Raw genomic sequence first — 20,910 nt, 5'->3', positions numbered from 1 at the left:
GGCGACGCGGCGGCTGGGCCGAACGGACCTGACGGCTACTCCCCAGGCCAGCGCGGCGCGCGCTTCTCGTTGAAGGCGGCGACGCCCTCCGCCCGGTCGCCGGAGAAGGCGACAGAACGCCAGGCGGCGTCCTCGACCTCCAGGCCGGACCGCAGGTCCAGGCCGTGGCCGAGCCGCAGCGCGCGCTTGGCGGCCCGCAGGCCCACCGGGGAGTTGGCGGCGATCCGGTCGGCCAGTTCCAGGGCGGCGGCGCGGTCCTCGCCGTCGGGCACCAGCTGGTCCACCAGGCCGAGCCGGGCCGCCTCCTCGGCGGCGACGCGGCGGGCGGTGAAGACCAGCTCCGCGGCGCGGGCGGCGCCGACGCGGCGCGGCAGCAGCTGGGTGCCGCCGCCGCCCGGGATGACGCCGACCGACACCTCGGGGAGGCCGACGACCGCGGTGCCGTCCGCGACGATCAGGTCGCAGGCGAGGGCGAGTTCGAAGCCGCCGCCGAGGGCGTAGCCGTGGACGGCGGCGAGGGTGGGCATCGGCAGGTCGAGCACGCCGGTGTACGCGGCGCGGGCGTGCGGGCGCTGGCGCACCAGCTTGGCGTCCGTCAGGGAGTTGCGCTCCTTGAGGTCGGCGCCGACGCAGAACGCACGGTCGTGCGACGAGGTCAGCACGGTGACGCTGACCGCTGGGTCCGCGGCGAGGGTCGCGCAGGCGTCGGCGAGGGCCGCGGCCATCGCGCTGGACACGGCGTTCATGGCCTTCGGCCGGTCCAGGACGAGTTCCGCCACGCGGGCGGCGTGCCGCCGGACCACCACGACGTCGCCGAACCGCTGTTCGTCGCTCATCCTCGCCCTCGTCTCTGGTTAACGCCCGTAAACTTCCCGCCCCATCCTGCCACGCCCTCCTGGCGCCCTGCGCCCCCTTGCCCTCGTCCGCTTTCGCACGGCGGGGCGCGCCCAGCCCATCTCCGGGCCTTGCGACGGCGACGCTGCCCCCGCGGGGCAGGACGAGCCCCGCAGGGGTGGACCCCGCCGTGCGGACAGCGCGCCACCGTCGTGGCTGGGCGGGCTGAGGAGGTAGGCCCGCCCGTCAGGTGGGCCATGGGGGGCCGCACACCGCAAGGGGAAGGCGGACAGGGCCGAGCCCGGAAAGGCGAACGCGGCCCGCGCAGGGCGAACCGCAGCCCGCGAGGGGGGCTAGCTAGGGCCTGTCTGACAAATCCCGCCTGTCCCGCGGCGCCTGGCACGCACGCTCGCTGCGTTGTCAGTCGTCGGCGCAGCCCGCTGCGCTCTCCTCCCTCCGCCTTGCGATCGCACGCACCAGGTCCCGCGGGCCCCGCCCTCCGGGCGGACGGCGCTATTGGTCAGACAGGTCCTAGTCGCGGCGGGAGAGGAGCCAGGGCTCCACCACGCCGAGGCCACGGACCGGCCGCCGCCACATCGGCTGCAGAGCGAAGCGATACTTCTCCGCGGAGTCGGCGTCCACCTCGGCCTCGGAGATGGGCGCCTCGCCCGCCTCGCCGAGCGCCTCGGCGAAGTCGCCGTCGACGAGGACGGCGTCCCGCGGCGCTATCGAGGTGAGCCGGGACGCCAGGTTCACCGTCGTCCCGAAGACGTCACCCATCCGGGTGGTCACCGTGCCGAACGCCATGCCGACCCGCAGGGCCGGCATCGTCTCGTCGCCGGTCATCGTCTCGATCAGCCGCATGCCGATCTCCGCGGCGGTGCCGGGGTCGTCGGCGACGAACAGCACCTCGTCCCCGAGGGTCTTGATCAGCCGCCCGCCGTACGCGGCGACCTGGTCCGCCGCGGTGGTCTCGAACGCCTCGACCAGCTCGCCGAGTTCCTCCTCCTCCAGGCGGCGGGTGAGCCGGGTGAAGCCGACCAGGTCGGCGAAGCCGACGGCCAGCCTGCGGTCCACCGCCTCCTCGTCGTCGGACTGGACGACCCTGCTGGTGGCCGCGGCGACCTGGCGGCGCCACACGTAGATCAGGAACTCCTCCAGCTCGGGCAGGAGCAGCTCCACCAGCGGGTAGGCCACCTCGGCGCGGGTCATGCCGGGCTCGGGGGGCTCGGTGAGGCCCTCCAGGAAGGAGTCGGTCTGCCAGTCGGCCAGCCGGGCGGTGGTCTGCCCGGTGGAGCGGGCCACCTGGATCGCCATCGACTCGCTCAGCAGGCCCGCCTCGACCAGACCGGCGAGCCGCCGCAGCGCCAGCACGTCCGCCTCGGTGAGGGCCTTGGCCTGGCCGATGTCGGCGAAGCCCATGGCCCGCCAGAAGCGGGACGCCAGGTCCATGGAGACGCCGGCCGTGCGGGCGGCCTGGAAGGGCGTGTAGCGGCGGGGCGCGCCGAGGATGAGCTGTTCGAGCCGCAGGGCGAGCGGGTGCTCGCCGCCCTCCGCGACCGTGCCGGAGTCGGGCTCCGCACCCTCGTCGCCGGCCTGCTCGTCGGCGGGGTCGGCGCCGTGCGGTTCCGGTGCGGTGCCCGGATCCGGGAGGAACGGCTCGTCCGGCTGGGCCTGGTCCATGGGTTACCGCCCGGCCCCTGAAGAATCCCTGCGCACAGCCCTTCCGATCATCGAGACGACGCAGCCCCTCAACGATACGGCAGGTGTGCCCTAGCTCACTCTCGTCGGGACGGGCCGGCTCACCGGGACGGCCGGAGGTGGACGATGTCGCCCGCGCCGACCGGCTGCTCCCCGTCGGGACCGGCGATCACCAGCCGGCCGTCGCCGTCGACCGCGACCGCGGTGCCGGCCAGCTCGCGGCCGCCGGGCAGTTCGGCGCGCACCTGGCGACCCAGGGTGGCGCAGCCGGCCGCGTAGGTCTGGTCGAGGCGGCAGGCGCTCGGGTCGCCGCCGGCCGCGCGCCAGGCGGTGTACCAGTCGGCGAGGGAGCGCAGGACGGCCCGCAGCAGCGGGTCCCGGTCGGTGACCGCGGCGCCGGCCAGGGCCAGCGAGGAGGCGGTGGGCACCGGTAGTTCGCCGGCCCGCAGCGAGACGTTGACGCCGATGCCGAGGACGACGCCGGTCTCGCCGGCCCGCTCGGCGAGGATGCCGCCGGTCTTGCGCTCCTCGCCGCCGGTGGTGACCAGCAGGTCGTTGGGCCACTTGAGTGCCGTGTCCACCCCGGCGGTGCGGGACAGTGCGGTGGCGGTGGCGACGCCGGCCAGCAGCGGCAGCCAGCCCCAGCGGTGCGCCGGCACCGGCGGGTGGCCGCCGCCGGCTTCACCCGGTCGGAGCAGTACCGAGAAGAACAGGCCGGACCGGGCGGGGGCGCTCCAGGCACGGTCCAGCCGGCCGCGTCCCGCGGTCTGCTCCTCGGCGACCAGCACCGCGCCCTCGGGTGCTCCCTGCTGGGCTTTCGCCGTCAGATCGGCGTTGGTGGAGCCGGTGGCGCGGACGACGTCGAGGGCACTCCACACCCCGTCAGGACCGACCACCGCCCGGCGGAGCGCGGCGGCGTTGAGCGGCGGGCGGTCGAGGTCCGACCAGGGGCTTGAGGTCATACCACCACCCTACGAGCGGGTACCGGAGTGTGGTGAACGCCGCAGTGCCGGTACCCCAGCGTCGCCACTACGCTACGGAACACAGCGTTACTCGCCAGTTAAACAATCGAGCCGTCACAGCGCCGAGAGCAGGAGAGCCGTCCCCATGGCCGACCCTGAGTACGACATCCACACGACTGCGGGGAAGCTCGCCGACCTGCACCGCCGTATCGAGGCGGCGACGCACGCGGGGTCCCAGCGCGCGGTGGAGAAGCAGCACGCGAAGGGCAAGCTGACCGCCCGTGAGCGGGTCGAACTCCTTCTGGACGAGGGCTCGTTCACCGAGCTGGACGAGTTCGCCCGGCACCGCTCCACCAACTTCGGCCTGGAGGCCAACCGCCCCTACGGGGACGGCGTGGTGACCGGCTACGGCACCGTCGACGGCCGCCCGGTCGCGGTGTTCTCGCAGGACTTCACGGTCTTCGGCGGCGCGCTCGGCGAGGTCTTCGGCGAGAAGATCGTCAAGGTCATGGACTTCGCGCTGAAGACCGGCTGCCCGGTCATCGGCATCAACGACTCGGGCGGCGCCCGCATCCAGGAGGGCGTCACCTCGCTGGGCATGTACGGCGAGATCTTCCGCCGCAACACCCATGCCTCCGGCGTGATCCCGCAGATCAGCCTGATCACCGGCCCGTGCGCGGGCGGCGCGGTGTACTCCCCGGCGATCACCGACTTCGTGGTGATGGTCGACCAGACCTCGCACATGTTCATCACCGGTCCCGACGTCATCAAGACGGTGACCGGTGAGGACGTCGGCATGGAGGAGCTGGGCGGCGCCCGCACCCACAACACCATGTCGGGCAACGCCCATCACCTGTCGGGCGACGAGAAGGACGCGTTCGAGTACGTCAAGGCGCTGCTGTCCTACCTGCCGAGCAACAACCTGGAGGAGCCGCCGTCGTACCCGGCCGAGGCCGACCTGGCCGTCGGTGCCGAGGACCTCGAACTCGACACGCTGATCCCGGACTCGGCGAACCAGCCGTACGACATGCACAAGGTCGTCGAACACGTCCTGGACGACGGGGAGTTCCTGGAGACGCAGTCGCTGTTCGCGCCGAACATCATCACCGGGTTCGGGCGGATCGAGGGCCGGCCGGTGGGCGTCGTCGCCAACCAGCCGCTGCAGTTCGCCGGCTGCCTGGACATCAACGCCTCGGAGAAGGCGGCGCGTTTCGTCCGCACCTGCGACAGCTTCAACGTCCCGGTGGTCACCTTCGTCGACGTCCCCGGGTTCCTGCCCGGCACCAGCCAGGAGTGGGACGGCATCATCCGCCGCGGCGCCAAGCTGATCTACGCCTACGCCGAGGCCACCGTGCCGCTGATCACGATCATCACGCGCAAGGCGTACGGCGGCGCGTACGACGTGATGGGCTCCAAGCACCTGGGCGCGGACCTCAACCTGGCCTGGCCGACGGCCCAGATCGCGGTGATGGGCGCGCAGGGCGCGGTCAACATCCTGCACCGCCGCACCCTCGCCGAGGCGGAGACGCCCGAGGCCGCCGAGGAGCTGCGCCAGCAGCTGATCACGGACTACGAGGACACCCTGCTGAACCCGTACATCGCGGCGGAGCGCGGCTACGTGGACGCGGTCATCCCGCCGTCGCAGACCCGGGCGCAGCTGGTGAAGGCGCTGCGGACGCTGCGCAACAAGCGGGAGAGCCTGCCGCCGAAGAAGCACGGCAACATCCCGCTGTAGGGCGCGGGGTGGGGCGGGTCGGGGCGCGGGTTCCCGCGCGAGGCACGGAGACGGACAGCAGAGCCGGAGAGGAGCGTTCCCGTGGTGATCAAGGTGGAGCGGGGCAAGCCGACCCCGGAGGAGCTCGCGGCCGTCGTGGCCCTCGTCCAGGCGCGGGCCGCGGCGGCGGAGCCCGCCGCCGACGGCCCGTCCCGCCGGGCGGTGTGGGCCGACCCGGGGCGGAACCTGCCGCGCCGGGTGCCGGCGCCGGGCCCGGGCGCGTGGCGCACGTCGGTCTGGCCGGCCTGACCTCCGGGCGTCCTCCGGGGCGCCCGGAGGCGGTTGGTGCGTGAGCGACGGGTGCGGTCGAGGGGAACTTCTGAGTACCCGTACTCAGGCGCACGGGCGGTGGGAGCGCAACCCTTGGATCATGCTGTGGTCGGACGATCCGCACGACGAGCCTCCCGAAGAGATGCGCCGGGTGCAGGCGATGCTGCGCCGGGCGATGCTGCTCGTGGCGCTGGCCGCAGCGGTGGTGATGGCGTTCAGCGCCTGGCGCGCGTGACCTCGCGCGCGGCGCGCCCGGCGGCCCAGCGCACGGGGCGGCGGGCGCTGTTCGCCCGCGCCCTGTTCCGGGCCGGGGCGAGGGTCCCCCTCCCGGGCGGCCGCCGGGTCCCTACGATGGCCGCATGACCGCGACCCCTCGCCGCACGCTCGTTCTCGCCTCCGCCTCCCCCGCCCGCCTCGGCCTGCTCAAGCAGGCCGGATTCGATCCCCGGGTGATCGTCTCCGGGGTCGACGAGGAGGTGATCTCCGCGCCGACACCGGCCGAACTCGCCCGCGTGCTCGCCGAGGCGAAGGCCGGCGCGGTGGCCGGCGGCGGGCTGCTGGACGGCGGCGAGCTGGTCGTCGGCTGCGACTCGGTGCTCGAACTCGACGGCCGGGCGCTGGGCAAGCCGGCGGACGCGGCCGAAGCGACCGACCGCTGGCGGCAGATGCGCGGGCGGCACGGCGTGCTGCAGACCGGGCACTGCGTGATCGACACGTCGAGCGGACGGCAGGTCTCGGCGACCGCGTCCACCACGGTGCGCTTCGGCTCGCCCGACGACGAGGAGATCGCCGCCTACGTGGCGAGCGGCGAACCGCTGTACGTGGCAGGGGCGTTCACCCTGGACGGGCGGTCCGCGCCGTTCGTGGACGGCATCGACGGCGACGCGGGGAACGTCATCGGGCTGTCGCTGCCGCTGCTGCGCTCCCTGCTGGCGGACCTGGGCGTGCGCATCACCGACCTGTGGACGTGACTCCGGTCCCGCGGAGCCGCTGACCCGCTGAGGAAGGGCGCGCGGCGCCGCTTCAGGCGGTGGCCGGCGGGGCCTGCTCGCCGGGACCGGCGGGCGGCGTCCCGCGCTCGCCGCCGGAGGCGCCCCTGGCCTGCCCGGCCCCGGGCTCGTCCTCGGGCGCGTACAGCAGCAGCGTGCCCACCAGCAGCCCGAGGATCACCATCATCGCCACGAAGGCGACCCAGCCGACGAGGCCGACGACGACCGCGCCGACGACGCCGTGCACCACCGCGCACACGATGAGCACGATGCGGCCGAACCGGCCGGCCATCCGGTCGCGCAGCGCGATCCGCAGCGCGATGGCGGCGCAGCCGATCAGGAAGAGCCCGAACACCCCGCCGGCCACCCACGATCCGACGGCCATGGAGTCGTGCGACAGCCCGCCCATGGTCATCTTCTGCTTCTGCACGATCAGGCCGAGCAGCCAGTTGAGGAAGGCGATGCCGAGCCCTTCGAGCACCAGCACCACCGCCGTGCAGGTGGCTATCCCTCTGCGCACGCTGTCGTCCCCCTTCGGCCGATGCCGCTGCGGCCGTCCGGGCCGTTACCAGCGGTACTCCGCGCTGGCAGGCTACTCACGGGTATGCGAGGGGGGCAAGGGGTCCTGCGGAACCACTCGTTCGGGAACGGCAGGGCGCAAAGTTTCCGCCGTGTCTTCGTGGGGTTCCCACAAAAGACCGTCAGATCGGCCCAGGCCCGCCGCACGAGTTCGGGGCCACGCCCGGGAGTCGCAGACAACCTCCCAAGCCTGGCCGTACCGTGGATTGAGCAGGCATTCACGGGTTCTCCAGGCCCATGGATCACCCTCCGTGTGGGCAACCTCACGTGCAGGGGTGCCTCGGCATGAAGTGTGGCCAGTACCTAAACTCGGCTTGTTTCAAGGAGGGAGCCATCGTGCGCAAGGTGCTCATCGCCAACCGCGGTGAAATCGCAGTACGCGTCGCCCGTGCCTGCCGGGATGCCGGGATCGCCAGCGTAGCCGTCTACGCTGACCCGGATCGGGACGCGCTGCACGTGCGCGCGGCCGACGAGGCATACGCGCTGGGCGGCGACACACCGGCCACCAGTTATCTGGACATCGCCAAAGTCCTGGCAGCGGCCGCCGAGTCCGGGGCGGACGCCGTCCACCCGGGCTACGGCTTCCTGTCGGAGAACGCCGAGTTCGCGCAGGCCGTGCTGGACGCCGGCCTGACCTGGATCGGGCCGCCGCCGCAGGCGATCCGCGACCTGGGCGACAAGGTGGCGGCCCGTCACATCGCCCAGCGCGCCGGCGCCCCGCTGGTGGCCGGCACCCCCGACCCGGTGTCCGGCGCCGACGAGGTCGTGGCCTTCGCCGAGGAGCACGGCCTGCCGATCGCGATCAAGGCCGCGTTCGGCGGCGGCGGGCGCGGCCTGAAGGTCGCCCGCACGCTGGAGGAGGTGCCCGAGCTGTACGAGTCGGCGGTCCGCGAGGCGGTCGCCGCCTTCGGCCGCGGCGAGTGCTTCGTCGAGCGCTACCTCGACCGCCCGCGGCACGTGGAGACCCAGTGCCTGGCCGACAAGCACGGCAACGTGGTCGTCGTCTCCACGCGTGACTGCTCGCTCCAGCGCCGCCACCAGAAGCTGGTGGAGGAGGCCCCCGCGCCCTACCTGAGCGAGGACCAGAACAAGCAGCTGTACACCGCCTCGAAGGCCATCCTCAAGGAGGCCGGCTACGAGGGTGCGGGCACCTGCGAGTTCCTGGTCGGCCAGGACGGCACGATCTCGTTCCTCGAGGTCAACACCCGCCTTCAGGTCGAGCACCCGGTGACCGAGGAGGTCTCCGGCATCGACCTGGTCCGCGAGATGTTCCGGATCGCCGACGGCGAGGAGCTCGGCTACGACGACCCGAAGCTGCGCGGCCACTCGTTCGAGTTCCGGATCAACGGCGAGGACCCGGGCCGCAACTTCCTGCCGGCCCCCGGCACGGTGACGAGGTTCGACGCGCCGTCCGGCCCTGGGGTGCGGCTGGACGCCGGCGTGGAGTCCGGCAGCGTCATCGGCCCCGCGTGGGACTCGCTGCTGGCCAAGCTGGTCATCACCGGCGCCACCCGCGAGCAGGCGCTGCAGCGCGCGGCCCGCGCGCTGGCGGAGTTCGAGGTCGAGGGCATGGCGACCGCCATCCCGTTCCACCGCGCGGTGGTGGTCGACCCGGCGTTCGCCCCGCCGAAGGACTCCGGGCCGTTCACCGTCCACACCCGGTGGATCGAGACCGAGTTCGTCAACACCATCCCGCCGTTCGCCGGCGCCCCTGGTGACGACGAGGAGGCCCCGGGCCGCGAGACGGTCGTGGTGGAGGTCGGCGGCAAGCGCCTGGAGGTGTCGCTGCCGGCGTCGCTGGGCATGACGCTGGCCCGCACCGGCCTGGCCGCGGGCGCCAAGCCCAAGCGGCGGCAGGCCACCAAGGCGGCGGCCGCGGTGTCCGGCGACGCGCTCGCCTCGCCGATGCAGGGCACCATCGTCAAGGTCGCGGTCGAGGAGAACCAGCAGGTCACCGAGGGCGACCTGATCGTGGTCCTGGAGGCGATGAAGATGGAGCAGCCGCTGAACGCGCACCGCTCCGGCACCGTCATCGGCCTCAAGGCCGAGGTCGGCTCGTCGATCTCCTCGGGCGCGATCATCTGCGAGATCAAGGACTGACCTGAGTTCCGGGGGCCGCGGGTCCCCGGAACGTACGAGGCGCCGGTCGCGCTGGTGGAGCACCAGCCGGCCGGCGTTCGTACGTCGGGCAGGACGTGTGCCGTACACCGGAGCGGACGTACGGCGGAGGGGACGCGGGGCGGTCAGCGCACCGCGGTCCTCGCGGGCTGCCTGAGGGTCAGGACGAGCAGCGTCGCCGCGCCGGTGAAGACCGCGGCCATGCTGAACGCGGCGGTCGCGCCGTGCACGAACGGCTGGCCGTGGGCGTGCCGCGAGGCCGTGCCGAACACGGTGACCAGGACGGACAGGCCGAGGCTGCCGCCGACCTGCTGCATGGTCTGCAGCAGCCCGGACGCGGAGCCGGCGTCCTTGGGCTCGACGCCCGCCAGGATGAAGGTGTTCAGCGGCATCATGGTGAAGCCGACGCCGACGCCGATCAGGACGAGCGAGGGCAGGATGCCCTGGGCGTAGCCGTCGGACGCGCTCAGCCGGCTGATCCACAGGGTGCCGGCGAGGTTCAGCGCGCCGCCGAAGGCCGCCACCCACTTGGCGCCGAACCGGGCGAGCGCGCGGGGCGCCAGGCGCGCCGCGACGAACAGCGGCCCGGCCAGCGGCAGGAAGGCGAAGCCGGTCCTCAGCGGGCTGAAGTGCAGGTAGGACTGCATGTACTGGGTGCTGAAGTAGAACACCCCGAACATGCCGGCCGGCACCAGCAGCATCACCCCGTACGCCAGGGCCCGGTTGCGGTTGCGGAACAGCCGCAGCACCACGAGCGGGCGCTCCACGCGGACCTCGTTGAGGAAGAACGCGAGCAGCAGCGCGACGGCGACGGCGAAGAAGGTCAGCGCGCGGTGGTCGCCCCAGCTGCTCTCGCCGACCCGGATGAACGCGTACACCAGGGTCGCCATGCCGGCGGTGCCGGTGATCGCGCCGGCGATGTCGAACCGGCCGCCGCGGTGGCGTTCGGTCTCCTTGATGTAGCGGGGGGCCAGCAGCATGATCGCCAAGCCGACCGGGATGTTGATGAAGAACACCCAGCGCCAGGAGCCCCAGTCGGTCAGCATGCCGCCGACGGTGAGGCCGATGGCCGAGCCGGCACCGGAGATCGCCGAGAAGACGCTGAGCGCGCGGTTGCGCTCGGTGCCCTCACTGAAGGACGTGGCGATCAGGGCCAGGGTGCTGGGCGCGGCCAGGGCCGCGGCGGCGCCCTGCAGCCCGCGGGCCACGAGCAGGGTGGTGGCGTCGTTGGCGACGCCGCCGGCGATCGAGGCCAGGGTGAACGCGGCCACGCCCCAGACCAGGGCGGTCCGGCGGCCGATCAGGTCGCCGATCCGGCTGCCGAGCAGCAGCAGGCCGCCGAAGGCGAGCGTGTAGACGTTGAGCACCCAGGACATGCCGGTCGACGAGAAGCCGAGGTGGACGCCGATGCCCGGGAGGGCCACGTTCACCACGGTCGCGTCGAGCAGCAGCATCAGCTGGGCTCCGACGATCGCGGCGAGGGCCAGATACGGGTGCCTGCGGGCGGGGGACGGCCGGCCGGAGGCGGTGGTAGAAGCAGTACCAGCAGTGCCGGAAGCAGTGCCGGACAGATCGCGCACACTGTGCGAGGACATGGTGAGTAAACCCTCCAGCGGAGAGGAGAAGCGGAGGTCGCCTCCGTTAACTATACGGAGACCACCTCCGGTTCTACAATCGCTTTTGGGGAAGACCACTTCAGGAGGCATGAGCACATGCGGGCAGACGCGCAGCGCAACTACGACCGCCTGCTGCACGAGGCCAAGCAGGCGTTCATCGTGCACGGGACCGAGGTCCCGCTGGAGGACATCGCCCGGCACGCGGGCGTGGGTGTGGGCACCCTCTACCGGCACTTCCCCGACCGCTACGCGCTGATGAACGCGGTCTTCGAGCAGGAGGTCGAGAAGATCGCCGAGGAGGCGCGGCAGCTAGTCGCCTCCGAGGACGACCCGACCGAGGCGCTCATCGCCTGGCTGCGCGCCGTCGCGGTGCACTCCACGATGTACCGCGGCCTGTCCGCGGCCATCATGGAGGCCTCCGACTCGCGGATGCCCGCCTGCAAGACGCGGCTGCGCGACGCGGGCGGGATGCTGCTGTGGCGGGCCCAGCAGGCGGGCGACGTCAAGCCGGACCTGCAGATCGCCGACCTGCTGAAGCTGACCTCGGCGATCGTGCTGGCGGCGGAGAAGGACCCGGAGGACCGCGGCGTCTTCGGCCGCCTAATGGCACTGGTGATCGACGGCATGCGGACCCACCCCGGACAGGGCGCGCCGCAGCGGCCCGCGACCGGCGGCACGCAGGACGAGCCCGCGGGCGCCCCGGCGCCTGCCGCGAAGTAGGCAGGCGCCGGGACCGGGACTGAGACCGGGGCCGGGTCAGCGGCGGCGGACGTCCGCCAGCCGCGGTGTGGCCGACGGGTCGCCGGCCGGGTGCAGCCGCTGCGGGCGGCGCGGCCCGGGCAGCGGGGCCTCCCTGCCCTCGCGGGCATCGCGGGCATCGCGCGCCTCCCGGGCATCGCGAGCGTCCCGGGCGTCGCGGCGCTGCCGGCCGGCGGCCAGCACCTCCGCACCCACCGGGGTCTGCGCGACCGCGACCTGGACGCCGCGGTCGGCGAGCGCCTGCAGTTCGGTGCCGGCCCGCTCGTCGCCCACCGGCGGCTCGTCGGTCACCAGATGGGTGATCAGGTCCGTCGGCACCGTCTGGAACATGGTGTCGGCGCCGAGCTTGGTGTGGTCGGCGAGCACCACGACCTCGGCCGCCGCCTGCACCAGCGCCCGGTCCACGCTCGCGGAGAGCATGTTCGAGGTGGACAGGCCGCGTTCGGCGGTCAGCCCCGCACCGGACAGGAACGCCCGCGACACGCGCAGCCCCTGGAGGGACTGCTCGGCACCGCTGCCGACCAGGCCGTAGTTGGAGCCGCGCAAGGTGCCGCCGGTCATCACCACCTCGACGCGGTTGGCGTGCGCGAGCGCCTGGGCCACCAGCAGCGAGTTGGTGACCACGGTCAGACCCGGCACCCGCGCCAGCCGACGGGCCAGCTCCTGCGTGGTGGTGCCCGCGCCGACGACGATCGCCTCGCCCTCGGCCACGAGCCCGGCCGCGAGATCGGCGATGGCCGTCTTCTCCGCGGTGGCCAGGTGGGATTTCTGCGGGAAGCCGGATTCCCGGGTGAAACCGCCGGGCAGCACGGCGCCGCCGTGCCGGCGGTCCAGCAGTCCTTCGGCCTCCAGTGCACGCACGTCCCGGCGGACGGTCACTTCGGAGGTCTGGACGACACGGGCGAGCTCACGCAGCGACACGGCCCCGTTCGCACGCACCATTTCGAGAATCAACTGACGACGTTCTGCAGCGAACACGAAACCGACAGTAACCCCGTTGACCCAGGAAGTTCTGCGTTATGCACCAGATACGGCAATCTTCGGACCAAACACCCCGTCAAGTGCTATGGCCCGAAGGCATGTTCGGCACTCAGCCGGCGACGGGGCGTCAGCTCGCCGCCGGTCCGCCGTCAACTCCCGGCAGAAAGACGGCAGGTGACGACGGCCGGTGACGACGTGCCGGTGCGGCCGCCGGGGACTGCGGCCGGGAGCCGGTCAACGGCCGCCGGCAGTACGTCAGCTGCCGTCGCCGGTCTTGCGGGAGTGCAGCTGGCGGGCCGCCTCGGCGACCGAGCCGGACAGCGACGGGTAGACGGTGAAGGCGTTGGCGATCTGCTCCACCGTCAGGCTGTTGTCGACCGCGATCGAGATCGGGTGGATCAGCTCGCTCGCCTTGGGCGCGACCACCACACCGCCGACCACGATGCCGGTGCCGGGCCGGCAGAACAGCTTCACGAAGCCGTCCCTGATGCCCTGCATCTTCGCCCGCGGGTTGCGCAGCAGCGGCAGCTTGACGACGTTCGCCGCCATCCGCTGGGCGTCGACGTCGGCCTGGGTGTAGCCGACGGTGGCGATCTCCGGGTCGGTGAAGACGTTGGAGGAGACCGTCTTGAGGTTCAGCGGGGCCACCGCGTCGCCCAGGAAGTGGTACATCGCGATGCGGCCCTGCATGGCGGCCACCGAGGCCAGCGCGAAGACGCCGGTCACGTCGCCCGCGGCGTACACGCCCGGCGCACTGGTCCGCGACACCTTGTCGGTCTTGATGTGGCCGGACTCGGTGAGCCTGACGCCCGCCTCCTCCAGGCCCATGCCCGCGGTGTTGGGGATCGCGCCGACCGCCATCAGGCAGTGCGTGCCCTCGATCACCCGGCCGTCGGCGAGGGTGACCTCGACCCGGTCGCCGACCCGCTTGACGGACTGGGCGCGGGAGCGGGCCATGACGTTCATGCCGCGGCGCCGGAAGACGTCCTCCAGCACGGCCGCCGCGTCGGGGTCCTCGCCGGGCAGCACCCGGTCGCGCGAGGAGACGAGGGTGACCTTGGAGCCCAGCGCCTGGTACGCGCCGGCGAACTCGGCGCCGGTGACGCCGGAACCGACCACGATCAGCTCTTCCGGCAGCTCCTCCAGGTCGTAGACCTGGGTCCAGTTCAGGATCCGCTCGCCGTCGGGCAGCGCGTCCTCCAGCTCGCGGGGACGGCCGCCGGTGGCGATCAGCACCGCGTCGGCGGCCAGCCGCTCGGTGGTGCCGTCCGGGGCCTCGACGACCACGGTGCGGGTGCCCTCGGCGGTCTGGCAGCCCTCCAGCCGGCCGCGGCCGCGCAGCACGCGGGCTCCTGCCCGGGTCACCGACGCGGTGATGTCGTGGGACTGCGCGAGGGCCAGCCGCTTCACGCGCTTGTTGACCTTGCCCAGGTCCACGCCGACCACCCGGGCCGCCTTCTCCAGCGGCGGGGTGTCGTCGGCGACGGTGATGCCCAGTTCCTCGTACGACGAGTCGAAGGTGGTCATCACCTCCGCGGTGGCGATGAGGGTCTTGGACGGGACACAGTCGGTCAGCACCGACGCTCCGCCCAGGCCGTCGCAGTCCACGACGGTCACCTCCGCGCCGAGCTGCGCCGCCACGAGCGCAGCCTCGTAGCCGCCGGGTCCGCCACCGATGATCACGATCCGAGTCACGTACCCCATTGTCCCGCACGCGCCAAGGGATCGACGACGGGGGCGCCGACGGCGGCCCCGCAGCGTGCGGAGACGCTCCAGGACGGCTGCGGGCCGCTCCCGTACTCTCGTGCCATGTCGCTCTACGCCGCCTACGCCAGCAACCTCGACGCGCGGTTGATGACGCGCCGGGCACCGCACTCCCCGCTGCGCGGTACCGGCTGGCTGATGGGCTGGCGGCTCACCTTCGGCGGCGAGCTCATGGGCTGGGAGGGGGCCCTGACCACGCTCGTCGAGGACGAGGCCGGCCAGGTCTTCGTGGGGCTCTACGACATCGCGCCGGTGGACGAGGAGTCGCTGGACCGCTGGGAGGGCGTGCCGCTGGGCATGTACCGGCGGACCACGCTGCGGGTGCACACCCTGGAGGGCGACCTGCCGGCCTGGCTGTACGTCCTCAACGACTACGAGGGCGGGCTGCCCTCGGCCCGCTACCTGGGCGAGATCGCCGACGCGGCGGAGTCCGCGGGGGCGCCGCACGACTACGTGATGGAGCTGCGCAAGCGGCCCTGCTGATCGGTGCGGGGGCCGGGCGGGCGGCCCGGTTGATCGGTGAGGGGGCATGAGCCGGCAGACCGGTTGATCGCTGAGGGGGGGCCGGGCCGGCGGGCCCTGCCGAGGCCGTCGCGGCGACCCGCCGCCCGGGGGATCCGTCCCCCACACGGCCGCCGCCGCGGGGGTGAACGATCCGTTCAGTCAATTGTCGGAAGATCCGATCTTCACGTCCGGTCTGGGACTGCCGTCTACGCGCGTAGGCCATCACGGGTTACCCTCATGCGGTGAACGCTTCCGTGAACCCCGATCCCTACGCCGCGGCCGACGCCGCCGCCGCCCGCCTGCGCGAGCTGACCGGCGCCGAAACCCACGACGTCGCCCTGGTCATGGGCTCGGGCTGGGTGCCCGCCGCCGACGGACTTGGCACCGCCGACACCGAGATCCCGGTGACCGACCTGCCGGGCTTCCCCGCCCCCGCGGTGGCCGGGCACGCGGGCACCCTGCGCTCGGTGCGGATCGGCGGCGTCCGCGCGCTGGTCTTCCTCGGCCGCACCCACCTCTACGAGGGCCGCGGCGTGGCCAGCGTGGTGCACGGAGTACGGACCGCGGTCGCCGCCGGCTGCAAGACCGTCGTGCTGACCAACGGCTGCGGCGGGCTGCGCCCCGGGTACCGGCCCGGGCAGCCGGTGCTGATCAGCGACCACATCAACATGACGGCCACCTCCCCCCTCGCCGGCGCCCGCTTCGTGGACCTGACCGACCTGTACTCGCCGCGGCTGCGGGCGCTGTGCCGGGAGATCGACCCGTCGCTGGAGGAGGGCGTCTACGTCCAGCTGCCCGGCCCGCACTACGAGACGCCGGCCGAGATCGGCATGGTCCGGGCCATCGGCGGGGATCTGGTGGGCATGTCCACCACCCTGGAGGCGATCGCGGCCCGCGAGGCCGGCGCCGAGGTGCTGGGCCTGTCCCTGGTGACGAACCTGGCCGCGGGCATGACCGGCGAACCCCTCAACCACGAGGAGGTCCTGGAGGCCGGACGCGAGTCGGCGGTGCGGATGGGGACGCTGCTCGCCCAGGTGCTGGAACGCTTGTAAGGGCCGCCGACGGCCGACTCGTGGACCCGGGCCGCCGGCCCGCGCCGTACACCGGGCGCAGGGCCACCCGGGCTTTCACTTCGCGGAGGAGACGATGGACGAGTTGCTGGCCCGGGTGCGCGCCTGGATCGACGAGGACCCGGACCCCCGGACCCGGGCGGAGCTGGAGCGGCTGCTCGCCGACGGCGCCCTGGACGACCTCGCCGAGCGCTTCTCCGGGACGCTGGAGTTCGGCACCGCCGGGCTGCGCGGCGCCCTCGGCGGCGGTCCGAAGCGGATGAACCGGGCTGTCGTCATCCGTGCCGCGGCCGGCCTCGCCGCCTACCTCAACGCGCACGGCGGCGGGCTCGTCGTCATCGGCTACGACGCGCGCCACATGTCGCAGGCGTTCGCCCAGGACACCGCCGCGGTGATGGCCGGCGCGGGCCTGCGCGCCCTGATGCTGCCGCGGCCGCTGCCCACGCCCGTACTGGCGTACGCGATCCGGCACCTGGGCGCGGCGGCCGGCGTGATGGTGACCGCCAGCCACAACCCGCCGCAGGACAACGGCTACAAGGTGTACCTCGGCGACGGCTCGCAGATCGTGCCGCCGGCCGACGCGGAGATCGCCGCCGCGATCGCGGCGGTCGGGGCGCTGGACTCGGTGCCGCGGCCCGCGTCGGGCTGGGCGGTGCTCGGCGAGGACGTGCTGGACGCCTATCTGGAGCGGGCCGCGGCCGTGGTCCGCCCGGGCGGCGCCCGTGACGTGTCCGTCGTCTACACCCCGCTGCACGGCGTGGGCCTGGAGACGCTGACTGCGGCCTTCGCCCGGGCCGGCTTCCCCGCTCCCGTCGTGGTGCCCGAACAGGCCGCGCCCGACCCGGACTTCCCCACCGTCGCGTTCCCGAACCCCGAGGAACCCGGCGCGATGGACCTGGCGTTCAAGGCCGCGCAGGACGCCGGCGGGCGCGCCCCCGACGTCGTGATCGCCAACGACCCCGACGCGGACCGCTGCGCGGTGGCCGTGCCGGACGCCGCCGCGCCCGGCGGCTGGCGCATGCTCACCGGTGACGAGCTGGGCGCGGTCCTCGCCGAGCACCTGGTGCGGCGAGGTGCGGCGCGGCCGGGCCGCGACGTGTTCGCGGCGAGCATCGTCTCCTCCTCGCTGCTGTCGAAGATCGCGGGCGCGGCCGGACTCGAGTACCGGGACACCCTCACCGGCTTCAAGTGGATCGCCCGCGTGCCCGGGCTCCGCTACGGGTACGAGGAGGCCCTCGGCTACTGCGTCGACCCCGCGGGCGTCCGCGACAAGGACGGCATCACCGCGGCGCTCCTGGTGGCCGAGCTGGTCGCGGAACTGCGGGCGCAGGGGCGCCGGTTGACGGACGTCCTGGACGAACTGGCCGTCGCGCACGGCTTGCACGCGACCGGCCAGCTCTCGGTGCGGGTCGCCGACCTGTCCCTCATCGCGAAGGCGATGGCCCGGCTGCGGGCCGAGCCGCCCGCGTCCCTGGCGGGGCTCGACGTGGTCTCGGCGGAGGACCTCCGGTCCGGGGTGGGGGATCTGCCGCCCACCGACGGCCTGCGGTACCGCCTGGCCGGCGAGGGGGTTGCGGCGGCGCGGGTCGTGGTGCGGCCTTCCGGTACGGAGCCCAAGATCAAGTGCTACCTGGAGGTGGTGGTCCCGGTGGGGGCCGATCTCGCCCGTACGCGGACGGCCGCTTTCGACGTCCTCGGCGCGCTCAAGTCCTCCCTGGCTTCAGCAGCCGGCCTCTGACCCCTGAGGGTTCGGCCCGGTTCGGCTCCCGGGCTGCCTCGCGCTGCGCGTGGCCGTCTGCTGGTCTCGTCGTGGCTTGTCGCGCAGTTCCCCGCGCCCCTGGCGGTGCACCTTCGGTGGGTGGGGTCGGGGCCGCCACGGGAGTGTCTCCTCGGAACTGTGCGTGCACCTTTGTCCGTGAAGTGGGCCGGGTGTGTGCACAGTTCCTGCGGGGACACTCCCGCACCGTCCCCTCCCGGGCGGCCCCCGTCTGCGGGAGGAATGGGGACGGCGTCCACCCATGGGGGCGCGGGGTCCCCCAGCGCTTCGCCTGGGAGGTGCCCCCAGCGCGACCAGCCACAGCCGGTCCGCACGCGGGAACGTGGGCCCGGGGGCACCCCCGACGCCCGCCCCGGAGGGGCGATGCTCCAGGAGCGCGGACGTTCGACATGGTGCTGGTGCTCTTGGAGGATCGGGCCATGAGTCTCCTCGTGCACACCTTCGTCTATGACGCCGAGGGTGGCCACGACTTCCTGGAGGACCCCGACCACGGTGAGACCCTGGCCGGCTTCGAGAGCACCCGGACCCGTTTGTGGGGCAGCGAGGCGATCCGGGCTCTGGGTTGCCGGTTCTTCCCGCGACTGCGCAGCGGCGATCTCTACGTGGAGCGCGGCGACGTGGACGACTTCCTCGCCGAGTGCGAGGCGCTCCGTCCCCACCTGGGCCGCCTTGCCCATCAGGGTGGTTACGAGGTCGGCTACGTCACCGAGCGCTTCGACAACATCGTCGCTGCCGCGGTGCGAGCCCGGGCCCACGACGGCGGCATCGTCGTCTGGTAGCGATGCCCGGCCCCCCGTCGGCAACCGGGCTGCCCCCGGGCCCGCACTCCCGGGTGCGCCACGCATTGTGGCTGGGCGCGGAGTTCCCCGCACTCCTGGAGCATCGCCCCTCCGGGGCGGGGGTCGGGGTTGCCCCCGGGCCCACGTTCCCGCGTGCGGACCGGCTGTGGCTGGTCGCGCAGTTCCCCGCGCCCCCATGGGTGGACGCCGTCCCCATTCCTCCCGCAGACGGGGGACGGCCCGGGAGGGGACGGTGCGGGAGTGTCCCCGCAGGAACTGTGCATCCCCCCGGCCCACCCCACGAAAAGACCCGCACGCACAGTTCCGAGGAGACACTCCCGTGGCGGCCCCGACCCCACCCACCGAAGGTGCACCGCAAGGGGCGCGGGGAACTGCGCGACAAGCCACGACGATGCCCGCGCACGGCAGAGCAGGCCCGGGGGCAGCCCGGGAGCCGTACACCGCAGAAGGCGGAGCCGTTAGCCGAAGCGGCCGTTGACGTAGTCCGAGGTGCGCTCGTCCCGCGGCGACGAGAACATCGCCTCCGTCGAACCGTGCTCGACGATCACCCCAGGCGTACCCTGCTCCGCAAGGAAAAAAGCACAGGAGTGCGAAACCCGCGCAGCCTGCTGCATGTTGTGGGTGACGATCACGATCGTGACCTCGTCCGAAAGCTCGCCGATCGTCTGCTCGATGCGCCGCGTCGAGGTCGGATCGAGGGCCGAGCACGGCTCGTCCATCAGAAGCACGCGCGGCCGCACCGCCAACGACCGTGCGATGCAAAGCCGTTGCTGCTGCCCGCCGGACAGCGCACCACCGGGCTGCCGCAGCCGGTCGCGGACCTCGCGCCACAGCCCCGCCTTGGTGAGGCACTCCTCGACCAGGTCGTCGCGCTCGCTGCGGCCGGCCTTGACGCCGTTCATCTTCAGGCCGGCCAGCACGTTGTCGTAAATGCTCATCGCCGGGAAGGGGTTGGGCTTCTGGAAGACCATGCCGATCTCGCGGCGGGCCTGGGTGATGCGGCGGCCGCGGTCGTAGATGTCCTGGCCGTCGAGCAGCACCTGCCCGGCGAGCGAGGCGGTGCCGACGAGTTCGTGCATGCGGTTGAGGATCCGCAGGAACGTGGACTTGCCGCAGCCGGACGGGCCGATGAGCGCGGTGACGCGCTGCGCCGGCATGGTCAGCGAGACCTGGTCGAGGACCTTGTGGTCGCCGAACCAGGCGGAGACGTCGCGGGCTTCGAGCGAGGCGGAACGGGACGCCGCCGTGGGGGTGTGCGGCGCCGAAGGACCCGGTACGGGCGGGAGCTTGACGGTCTCGTCGGTGGTGGACATCGGGTGTGCTTCCCCTCGGAGGTGGGTGAGCGCGCGGGCGGTGGTCAGAGCAGGTTCGGCAGCAGTTCGGTGGCCGCGCCGGACAGCGCGACGACGATCGCGACGAGGACCGGGACGCCGGCGATCCAGGTCTGCCAGCGGCCCCAGCGGCGGTAGGCCCAGGTGACGGCGACGACGGCGAGCAGCAGCGCCTGCAGCCACAGCATCACCGGCAGCCAGGCGGACGGGTCGCCCTCCAGGGGGCGTTCCGCGGTGGAGATCTGGCCGCCGGCCGCGGGCGCGGGCTGCGCGGTGCCGGTCAGCTGGGCGTCGACGCGGAGCACCCCGCGCGGGGTGTAGGCGCCGCCGGTGGCGGTGATCAGCGTCAGCCGGCCCTGCCCGCTCTGCAGGACGGCGGGCGCCGGATCCCCGGCCCTGCGCAGGCCCGTGACCCGGTAGTGCTGCTGGCCCTGCCCGGTGGTGACGGTGATCGGGTCGCCGGCCTTCAGCTCGTCGAGGTGGTTGAACGGGCTGCCGTAGCCCCACTGCCGGCCCAGGATCGTGCTGGTGCCGGGCTGTCCGGGCAGCGGGGTGTTCCGCAGGTGCCCGGGGCCCTTGGTGAGCACCCCGGACGTGGTGCCCTGGAAGACGACCTCGCGCAGCTTGATGGACGGGATGTGCAGCACGGCGACCGGTGAACCGGTCGGCACCTGCTTGCCGTTCTGGTCCAGCCGTCCCACCGGCGCGGTGCCCAGGGCGAGTTCCTTGCGCAGGTCGTCGAATCCGGCCTGCTGGGCGTGCGCGTGCTCGATGTGGCCGAGGACGGTGAGGTGCGCGGCGAAGCCGAGCAGCAGCGCGGCCAGCAGGGTGAGCGCGGCGCCGGGTATCACGAAGCGCGGGTCCGGCCTCGGTCCGCCGCCCGGTGGCGGCTCGGCCTGCTGGGGCTCCGGCGGCGCGGCCGCGGGCTGCGACGGTGTCAGTACGGCCACGGGTGGCTCCTTCGGTGCGGGCTCTCGGTGCTGGTCGGATGCGGGCCGGATGCGTATCGGTTGTCGGCCGGACGCGGCCGGTTGTCGGCCGGAGGCATGCCGTCCAGCGGTCGGCACGTCCGGGTCGGACG

The 20,910-nt window shown here is 73.2% G+C and carries 19 protein-coding genes; 10 read left to right on the top strand and 9 right to left on the bottom strand.

The window, feature by feature from the left end; all coding sequences use genetic code 11:
• Window positions 1-35 precede the first annotated feature (35 nt).
• From ACH4TG_RS32510 to ACH4TG_RS32500, 3 genes are all read right to left on the bottom strand, one after another.
• Window positions 36-836, bottom strand: coding sequence for an enoyl-CoA hydratase/isomerase family protein (locus ACH4TG_RS32510; RefSeq protein WP_398246203.1), 801 nt, complete (start codon window positions 834-836; stop codon window positions 36-38).
• A gap of 529 nt (window positions 837-1,365) precedes the next feature.
• Window positions 1,366-2,517 (bottom strand): adenylate/guanylate cyclase domain-containing protein, encoded by a 1,152-nt coding sequence (locus ACH4TG_RS32505; protein ID WP_398246202.1) that lies wholly within the window; start codon window positions 2,515-2,517, stop codon window positions 1,366-1,368.
• 119 nt (window positions 2,518-2,636) lie between these two features.
• Window positions 2,637-3,497 carry a biotin--[acetyl-CoA-carboxylase] ligase gene (locus ACH4TG_RS32500; protein WP_398246201.1) on the bottom strand — a complete coding sequence of 287 codons (861 nt, stop codon included), beginning with the start codon at window positions 3,495-3,497 and terminating at the stop codon, window positions 2,637-2,639.
• Between the two features lie 145 nt (window positions 3,498-3,642).
• Here ACH4TG_RS32500 and ACH4TG_RS32495 point away from each other — a divergent pair, with 145 nt between their 5' ends.
• The 4 genes from ACH4TG_RS32495 (at window position 3,643) to ACH4TG_RS32480 (ending at window position 6,512) form a co-directional block, all read left to right on the top strand.
• On the top strand, window positions 3,643-5,232 hold the full coding sequence (locus tag ACH4TG_RS32495; RefSeq protein ID WP_398246200.1) for an acyl-CoA carboxylase subunit beta: 1,590 nt from the start codon (window positions 3,643-3,645) through the stop codon (window positions 5,230-5,232).
• Window positions 5,233-5,313: 81 nt separating this feature from the next.
• Window positions 5,314-5,520, top strand: coding sequence for an acyl-CoA carboxylase subunit epsilon (locus ACH4TG_RS32490; protein ID WP_398246199.1), 207 nt, complete (start codon window positions 5,314-5,316; stop codon window positions 5,518-5,520).
• A gap of 121 nt (window positions 5,521-5,641) precedes the next feature.
• Complete coding sequence (gene mmpB / locus ACH4TG_RS32485) at window positions 5,642-5,776, top strand: morphogenic membrane protein MmpB (RefSeq protein ID WP_398246198.1); 135 nt, start codon at window positions 5,642-5,644, stop codon at window positions 5,774-5,776.
• Window positions 5,777-5,900: 124 nt separating this feature from the next.
• Window positions 5,901-6,512, top strand: a complete 612-nt coding sequence (locus tag ACH4TG_RS32480) for a nucleoside triphosphate pyrophosphatase (RefSeq protein WP_398246197.1) — start codon at window positions 5,901-5,903, stop codon at window positions 6,510-6,512.
• A 52-nt stretch (window positions 6,513-6,564) separates the two neighbouring features.
• Here the strand turns inward: ACH4TG_RS32480 and ACH4TG_RS32475 are convergent, their stop codons facing one another.
• Window positions 6,565-7,050 carry a hypothetical protein gene (locus ACH4TG_RS32475; RefSeq protein WP_398246196.1) on the bottom strand — a complete coding sequence of 162 codons (486 nt, stop codon included), beginning with the start codon at window positions 7,048-7,050 and terminating at the stop codon, window positions 6,565-6,567.
• A gap of 395 nt (window positions 7,051-7,445) precedes the next feature.
• Between ACH4TG_RS32475 and ACH4TG_RS32470 the strand changes: the two genes are divergently transcribed.
• Complete coding sequence (locus tag ACH4TG_RS32470; RefSeq protein ID WP_398246195.1) at window positions 7,446-9,209, top strand: acetyl/propionyl/methylcrotonyl-CoA carboxylase subunit alpha; 1,764 nt, start codon at window positions 7,446-7,448, stop codon at window positions 9,207-9,209.
• 143 nt (window positions 9,210-9,352) lie between these two features.
• Here ACH4TG_RS32470 and ACH4TG_RS32465 read toward each other — a convergent pair whose 3' ends face one another.
• Window positions 9,353-10,822, bottom strand: a complete 1,470-nt coding sequence (locus tag ACH4TG_RS32465) for an MFS transporter (RefSeq protein ID WP_398246194.1) — start codon at window positions 10,820-10,822, stop codon at window positions 9,353-9,355.
• Between the two features lie 117 nt (window positions 10,823-10,939).
• Between ACH4TG_RS32465 and ACH4TG_RS32460 the strand changes: the two genes are divergently transcribed.
• The gene (locus ACH4TG_RS32460; protein WP_398246193.1) at window positions 10,940-11,563 is read left to right on the top strand and encodes a TetR/AcrR family transcriptional regulator; all 624 of its coding nucleotides are present in this window, start codon (window positions 10,940-10,942) and stop codon (window positions 11,561-11,563) included.
• Between the two features lie 36 nt (window positions 11,564-11,599).
• Here the strand turns inward: ACH4TG_RS32460 and ACH4TG_RS32455 are convergent, their stop codons facing one another.
• Entirely contained in the window at window positions 11,600-12,544 is a 945-nt protein-coding gene (locus tag ACH4TG_RS32455) for a DeoR/GlpR family DNA-binding transcription regulator (RefSeq protein WP_398246192.1), read from the bottom strand.
• A gap of 294 nt (window positions 12,545-12,838) precedes the next feature.
• Window positions 12,839-14,287, bottom strand: a complete 1,449-nt coding sequence (locus tag ACH4TG_RS32450) for an NAD(P)H-quinone dehydrogenase (protein WP_398246191.1) — start codon at window positions 14,285-14,287, stop codon at window positions 12,839-12,841.
• 105 nt (window positions 14,288-14,392) lie between these two features.
• Between ACH4TG_RS32450 and ACH4TG_RS32445 the strand changes: the two genes are divergently transcribed.
• The 4 genes from ACH4TG_RS32445 to ACH4TG_RS32430 all read left to right on the top strand — a co-directional run bounded on the left by ACH4TG_RS32445 (window position 14,393) and on the right by ACH4TG_RS32430 (window position 18,477).
• Window positions 14,393-14,830 (top strand): gamma-glutamylcyclotransferase, encoded by a 438-nt coding sequence (locus tag ACH4TG_RS32445; RefSeq protein ID WP_398246190.1) that lies wholly within the window; start codon window positions 14,393-14,395, stop codon window positions 14,828-14,830.
• Window positions 14,831-15,093: 263 nt separating this feature from the next.
• A complete protein-coding gene (locus tag ACH4TG_RS32440) occupies window positions 15,094-15,903 on the top strand; it encodes a purine-nucleoside phosphorylase (RefSeq protein ID WP_398246189.1) in 810 nt (269 codons plus the stop codon).
• Between the two features lie 94 nt (window positions 15,904-15,997).
• Window positions 15,998-17,659: a phospho-sugar mutase gene (locus tag ACH4TG_RS32435; RefSeq protein WP_398246188.1), complete on the top strand. Its 1,662-nt coding sequence runs from the start codon at window positions 15,998-16,000 to the stop codon at window positions 17,657-17,659.
• A 458-nt stretch (window positions 17,660-18,117) separates the two neighbouring features.
• Window positions 18,118-18,477: a hypothetical protein gene (locus ACH4TG_RS32430; protein WP_398246187.1), complete on the top strand. Its 360-nt coding sequence runs from the start codon at window positions 18,118-18,120 to the stop codon at window positions 18,475-18,477.
• Window positions 18,478-18,956: 479 nt separating this feature from the next.
• Here the strand turns inward: ACH4TG_RS32430 and ACH4TG_RS32425 are convergent, their stop codons facing one another.
• Entirely contained in the window at window positions 18,957-19,811 is an 855-nt protein-coding gene (locus ACH4TG_RS32425) for a phosphate ABC transporter ATP-binding protein (RefSeq protein WP_398246186.1), read from the bottom strand.
• A gap of 44 nt (window positions 19,812-19,855) precedes the next feature.
• Window positions 19,856-20,779 carry a sortase gene (locus ACH4TG_RS32420; RefSeq protein ID WP_398246185.1) on the bottom strand — a complete coding sequence of 308 codons (924 nt, stop codon included), beginning with the start codon at window positions 20,777-20,779 and terminating at the stop codon, window positions 19,856-19,858.
• Window positions 20,780-20,910: the final 131 nt, after the last annotated feature.

It is taken from the genome of Streptomyces sp. NPDC020917 (assembly GCF_044333795.1).
Classification (GTDB): Bacteria; Actinomycetota; Actinomycetes; order Streptomycetales; family Streptomycetaceae; genus Actinacidiphila.
The sequence above is the reverse complement of the archived record's forward strand: the minus strand, read 5'-3'. Positions and strand labels throughout refer to the sequence as shown.